This window comes from Acinetobacter sp. HR7 (assembly GCF_000773685.1).
In the GTDB taxonomy this organism is placed as follows: Bacteria; Pseudomonadota; Gammaproteobacteria; order Pseudomonadales; family Moraxellaceae; genus Acinetobacter; species Acinetobacter thermotolerans.
On sequence record NZ_JPQO01000189.1, the window covers coordinates 40376 to 46375 of the forward strand.

Genomic DNA, 6000 nt, shown 5'->3' on the forward strand with positions numbered 1-6000 from the left:
AAAGATGTATTGTAAATACATCTTTAAAGATGTATTGTAAATACATCTTATAAATAACAGCCATGAGAGATCAGCTATGACTCCACAGCAAATTGAACTTGTAAAAGCCACTGTTCCTGTTCTTCGTGAAAACGGCGTTGCGTTAACTGGTTATTTCTATAACCGCATGCTGGGCAATAACCCGGACCTGAAAGAAACTTTTAATATGGGTCATCAGCGTAGTGGTGCGCAGGCACAAGCCCTAGCCGGTGCGGTACTAGCATACGCAGAAAATATTGAAGATCCTTCTGTGCTGTTACCTGTGGTTGAGCTGATCGCACACAAACACGTGAGCCTGAACATCAAGGCACCGGATTACAGCATTGTTGGGGAAAACTTGCTGCATTCCATCAGTGAAGTGCTCAACATTTCAATGGATGATCCACTGATTGAGGCGTGGGCTGCAGCCTATGGTCAACTGGCGGATCTGTTCATCGCGACTGAAAAAGCGATTTACGACCAGCATGAACAAACTAAAGGTAGCTGGTTAGGCTGGCGCAACTTCAAGATTGCCAAGAAAGTGGTGGAAAGTGACGAAATCACTTCCTTCTACCTGGCTCCAGTCGACGGTGGTCCTTTACCAAAATATGAAGCGGGCCAATACATTTCAGTACGTGTATTCATACCTGAACTCAACCTGAGACAGCCACGTCAATATACGCTTTCAACTTGCCCACAAGCAGATTACCTGCGTATTTCAGTAAAACGTGAAGACCAGAAAGGTGACATGGTACCAGGCTGGGTATCTAATACTTTGCACAGCCTGCCAGAAGGTTCGGAAATTGAAGTATCTGCACCAACAGGTAACTTCTACCTGATCGATCCAAACAAACGTAATGTGTTTATCAGTGGTGGTGTAGGTCTGACTCCTATGGTCGCCATGCTGAACCAGCTGGTGACTCTGGATATGCCACAACCTGTAACTTTCATTCATGCCTGCCGTAGCAAACAGGTACATGCGATGAAACAGCACATTCATGAGCTAAAAGCAAAATATCCACGCCTGCATACAGTAACTGCCTACGAATTCCCACATGCCAGTGACAAGCTGGGTGAGGATTATGATTTTGCTGGCCGTCTGGATCTGAGCATAATTGACCGTGCACTACTTCCAGAAAATGCCGACTATTACCTGTGTGGTCCAATGCCATTTATGGCGGCACAGCATAAAGCCCTGGTTGCTCGAGGCATCCCTGCCGAGAATATTCACAGTGAAGCCTTCGGTACTGGTGGTGTTCGCCACTAAGCAGTCAGCTTAAACTGAAAGCATACAAGGGCTAGTCTGGCTGTGTTAGACTAGCCCTGACTTTTATGAAAACTCCTGTTTTATAATGCAGTTAAATAAATTTACCGATTACGCTTTACGGATTCTTATGTACATCGCCCAGCCGAAAGAAGTGCCGTACAACATTGCGGAACTGGCAAATGAGCTGCAGGTGTCGGAGAATCATGCCATGAAAATTGTACATTTTATGGCGAAGCAGGACTGGCTGATTACCACTCGCGGCCGTGGCGGCGGCATTCGTCTGAATCCGCTCACCCTGAAAATTCCCCTAGGTCAAATCGTACGAGTCCTGCAACAGGACAGCCAAGTGGTGGAATGTAATACCCCACCCTGCGTGCTGCGGAGTAACTGTGGTCTGAAAGGTATTCTTGATAATGCTGTGGAACAGTTTTATGCCAGTTTAGATCAATATAGCTTGAGTGATGTCGTGACTCCATTGCAGGGGCACTACAGCACCCAATCACCGATCAGTCTGATCAATCTTTAATTTTCCTTTCATTTCTCCCTATATGACTTTTGCGGAAAGTTCGCTTGCCCGGATGACTTCCTTTATAATGGCTGCTTGTAAATTTAAGTTTGAAGTTGAGCCATGCACCACAGCAGAGGAAAGTCGAAAAACAGTAAGGCAGCCAATGCCCCAAAGCAAAAGATTAGCTATGCCAAAAAAGTTGATCCGGCCATTACTGAATATTCGCGGCACGCCCTCAACTGGCTGCGCAAAGCTGAATTTTTAATGAGTGCACCAAAGCTGAGTCTTTGTGTGGAAGATACCGGTTATGAAGTGGCATTTGCCGGCCGCTCTAACGCAGGTAAATCCAGTGCCATCAATGCCCTGACCAACCAGAAACAGCTGGCGCGTGCGTCGAAAAAGCCTGGCCGTACCCAGATGATCAACTTCTTTAGTTTGGGCAATCCGGATCAGCGTCTAGTCGATTTGCCGGGTTATGGTTATGCTGCGGTACCGGAAGCGATGAAAATCGTCTGGCAGAAAGAGCTAGAAAATTACCTGGTTCACCGTAAGAGTCTGCAAGGCTTGGTGTTGCTGATGGATATCCGCCATCCACTGCAACACTTTGACGTGATGATGCTGGAATGGGCCTATTCGCGTCACCTGTTCGTGCATGTGTTGCTAACCAAGTCGGATAAACTGAACCGTGGTCCTGCTTCCAAAGCCTTACAGGAAGTTAAAGCCCAGCTGAAGAAAATGAAGCTGGATTTCTCGATTCAGCTATTCTCCTCTCTAAATAAAGAGGGACTGGAAGAACTGGCAAGCGTCATGGCCGGTCGTCTGAACTATACGCTGGATCAGTCCAATGACTTTGATCTGGATGCTATTCCGGAAGCGTCATTGCATGATCTGAACCAGACGGATGCACCTATTGAATCTGTTGAGCTAGAAGATGAAGAAGCAGACGCAGAGCAAGCCGATGAAGTTACTCCTAGCGAATTAAATGCCCTGGACGAGCCAATCGAAGCTGATAAATCAGAGATTGTAGAACAGGATCCACAAAAATAACCCGAATGTGTTCCATCGGATAAAAGAATGTCCCATATTGCCTACAGCCGTACGGGATATTTTTTTCATACTGACTTTCTACAAGCAGTGATGGATACACCGCCATGTCTTTACTTTCCCCGCTTCAAAACAAAAAAAATTGGCTCTTCAATCGCCTATTTCATCCAGCCACGCAAAGTCAGATTTGAATGGCAAGACACGCCGATAGACTGGATTCCAGATCAGCCTTTTGCCAGCTACTTTGTGAATGAAATTAATAATATTCTGCCAGCTGGTGAATTCTGGTTCTGCCGACTATATAACAAAGTGCTGCCACAGATTACGGATGAAAAACTACGAGCTGATGTGCAAGCCTTTATCCGCCAGGAAGCTATGCATGCGCAGGCACATAACTCCGCAAACAAGAAATATCTGACTGAGCGTCAGATTGATATCCAGCGCAATCTGGAGATCATGAATTTCCTGTTTAACAAGCTGCTGGCAGACCAACCACTTGGACTAAAAATTCCAAATATCGCAGCCCATCAATGGGACCTGTTCCGACTCGGCATTATTGCCACAGTCGAACACATGACCTGTGTCCTTGGAAAATATGCGCTCTACAATACTGAATGGGAGCGGCTCGGTGCCGACCCGAATATGCTAGATCTAGTCAAATGGCATGGCGCAGAAGAAATCGAGCATCACAGTGTCGCCTTTGACCTTTACCGGCATCTCGGTGGCAGTTATTTGGCCCGCTATTATCTTAGTATCGTCGTGATTATTGGGGTGATTGGACTATGGGTCGATGGTGCCGCGCATCTGTTGTCACAAGATCCACGTTTTAAACAATACAAACCTGCGGTGTATAAACCATGGATCTGGAAAGAATGGTGGCGCATTTCCCAGCAGGACAATCGCCTGTTGCCAAATCCTCTGTGGCTGGTGTCTCAACAGTTGGGTTATATGATGCCGTGGTATGACCCAGTGCATGAGGCCAATACCGAGGATGCGCTACATTATCTGCAACATTCCGCTGCAGCAAAACGCGCTGGCCTCAAAGTCGCCTAAGCCCTTTCCTTTATTACAATTTCGAACAGCAGGGATATTTCCCTGCTTTTTATTTGTCCTAAGATAGAACGATAACAATCATCATCAGGATAGAGCTATGCAAGCCCGGATTTCAGTGATTACCCTGGGAGTCAGCAACCTGCAAACATCGCTGCATTTCTACCGGGATGGCTTGGGCTTTCCCAGCGAAGGAATTATCGGTCAGGAATTTGAATACGGCGCCGTGGCTTTTATCGACCTGTAGTCAGGGCTCAGACTGGCACTCTGGCCACAAAACAGTATTGCGCATGATACTGGACTGGAACTTACACCGATGTGCCCAACACAAATGACCATCGGTCATAATGTCTATAGTCCACTGGAAGTCGATCAGGTGATAGCACAAGCTGAACGTGCTGGCGCCAAAATAATCAAGCCTGCACAAACGACTTTTTATGGCGGCTATGCAGGCTATTTTCAGGACCCCGATGGGCACTTATGGGAAGTGGTGTTTAACCCAAGTCTAGAAATGGATTAATCCAGCTGTGGTTCGCGGGTATGCCGATCCACCACTACACTAATCATCATATCCCCTTGCACATTCACCACCGTGCGCACGGTATCTAGCAGACGGTCAATCGGCAGCAGAATAGCAATCGCTTCAGCAGGTAACCCCACCGATTGCAGTACCATGATCATGGTCACCATGCCTGCACTTGGAATTCCCGGTGCGCCTAAGGAAGCAATCATCGCAGTAGCACAAACTACCAACTGCTGACCTAAAGTCAGATCCAGCCCCATCAGATTAGCAATAAACAAGGCTGCAGCTGCTTCATACAATGCTGTACCATCCATGTTCAGCTGAGTACCGAGTGGAATCACAAAACCTGCAGTATGTGGACGTACACCGAGATTTTCCTGTGCACATTTCATCGACAGCGGCATGGTGGCGGAACTGGAACTGGTGGCAAAAGCCGTAATCAGCGCAGCACGAGTCCCTCTAAAGAATGTGATCGGATCCATCTTGCCGAAAATCCACAGCAATAATGGCAGCACCACGGCACCATGGAAAATCGTGGTACCGGTGACCACAGCGGCAAACTCAGCCAGGCGACTCAATACGGTAATGTCTTCCGTCGCGATCAGCTTGGCCAGCAAGGCAAAAATCCCGAACGGTGCCAGTTTCATCACCCAGCCAATCATCAGCATCATGATGTCAAAGAACTGAATACTCAGCTTGCGTACGGTACGGAACTTGTCCCCGCCTGCGACCAGTGCCACCCCCAAAAAGAGTGCAAATACCACCACCGCTAGCACATTGCCATCAGCAAAAGCCTTAAACGGATTAATCAGGGTATTCTGGATAAAGTTGGTAAAGAACGATGACGGCGTTAAGGTATCCGGTGTTTGATGCTGAGCCATCGCTTCCTGGAACATCAGTACATCCACGCCCTTGCCGACATTAAACAGATGGGCACAGGTCAGTCCCAGAATCAGTGCCAGTGTAGTTGTCGTGACACAACAAGCTAGCGTGATTTTCCAGGTCCGGCTCAGCTGACCACCCGCTTGTAAATTAGAGACCCCAACTACAATCGAGCTAAAAATCAGCGGAATTAGCAGCATTTTCAGCAAGCCGATAAAGATACTGCTGATAATACCAAGACCATACAGGCTGGTGCCTCCAAAGCCAGTTTGTGGAAAAAGTGTCAGTAAAAAACCAAATAGAACACCCAATACAGCGGCAATTAAAATCTGTGTATTTAAGCTCATCTTGATCGACGTTTTAATATTGAACTTAAGCGGCACTATGCCATGCAAGTGCTGGATAATCGAGTAAAATTTTATAAATGCTTCGCAGTAAAACCGCTTTGATTATGCATTTAAGACATATCGCAATGCGCTGATTTTTGGCATGCAATGTGCTTTATAAGTGCAATAAGTTTGCGTTTAGAAAAGGAAAGAAGTGTTCATGAAAAAAATGATGATTGCTGTTGCACTGATTTGCAGCATTGGGCAGGTTTTTGCACATTCTTCGGGCAATAAAGATCAGCAAGGTTGTCACAAGCATTCAACGAGTGATGTGCCACATTGCCACTAAGCGTGTGAGATGCTCTTGACATCCTCTCCGACC

General features: G+C 46.9%; 4 protein-coding genes and 2 pseudogenes. 5 read left to right on the plus strand and 1 reads right to left on the minus strand.

Annotation, left to right across the window (positions count from 1 at the left end):
- The first annotated feature begins 76 nt into the window (after positions 1–76).
- The 5 genes and pseudogenes from hmpA to GW12_RS11190 all read left to right on the plus strand — a co-directional run bounded on the left by hmpA (position 77) and on the right by GW12_RS11190 (position 4407).
- Positions 77–1285, plus strand: a complete 1209-nt coding sequence (gene hmpA / locus GW12_RS11170; RefSeq protein ID WP_034587492.1) for an NO-inducible flavohemoprotein — start codon at positions 77–79, stop codon at positions 1283–1285.
- Positions 1286–1370: 85 nt separating this feature from the next.
- Positions 1371–1811: an Rrf2 family transcriptional regulator gene (locus GW12_RS11175; protein ID WP_034587494.1), complete on the plus strand. Its 441-nt coding sequence runs from the start codon at positions 1371–1373 to the stop codon at positions 1809–1811.
- 102 nt (positions 1812–1913) lie between these two features.
- A pseudogene (gene yihA, locus GW12_RS11180) lies at positions 1914–2690 on the plus strand (ribosome biogenesis GTP-binding protein YihA/YsxC); the annotation flags it as partial.
- A 240-nt stretch (positions 2691–2930) separates the two neighbouring features.
- Positions 2931–3890 carry a metal-dependent hydrolase gene (locus GW12_RS11185; protein WP_034587501.1) on the plus strand — a complete coding sequence of 320 codons (960 nt, stop codon included), beginning with the start codon at positions 2931–2933 and terminating at the stop codon, positions 3888–3890.
- Between the two features lie 97 nt (positions 3891–3987).
- Positions 3988–4407 (plus strand): annotated as a pseudogene (locus tag GW12_RS11190) (VOC family protein).
- Here the strand turns inward: GW12_RS11190 and GW12_RS11195 are convergent.
- Entirely contained in the window at positions 4404–5639 is a 1236-nt protein-coding gene (locus GW12_RS11195) for a dicarboxylate/amino acid:cation symporter (protein ID WP_034587497.1), read from the minus strand. The pseudogene GW12_RS11190 and the gene GW12_RS11195 sit on opposite strands and share 4 nt — an antisense overlap.
- Between the last annotated feature and the right edge of the window lie 361 nt (positions 5640–6000).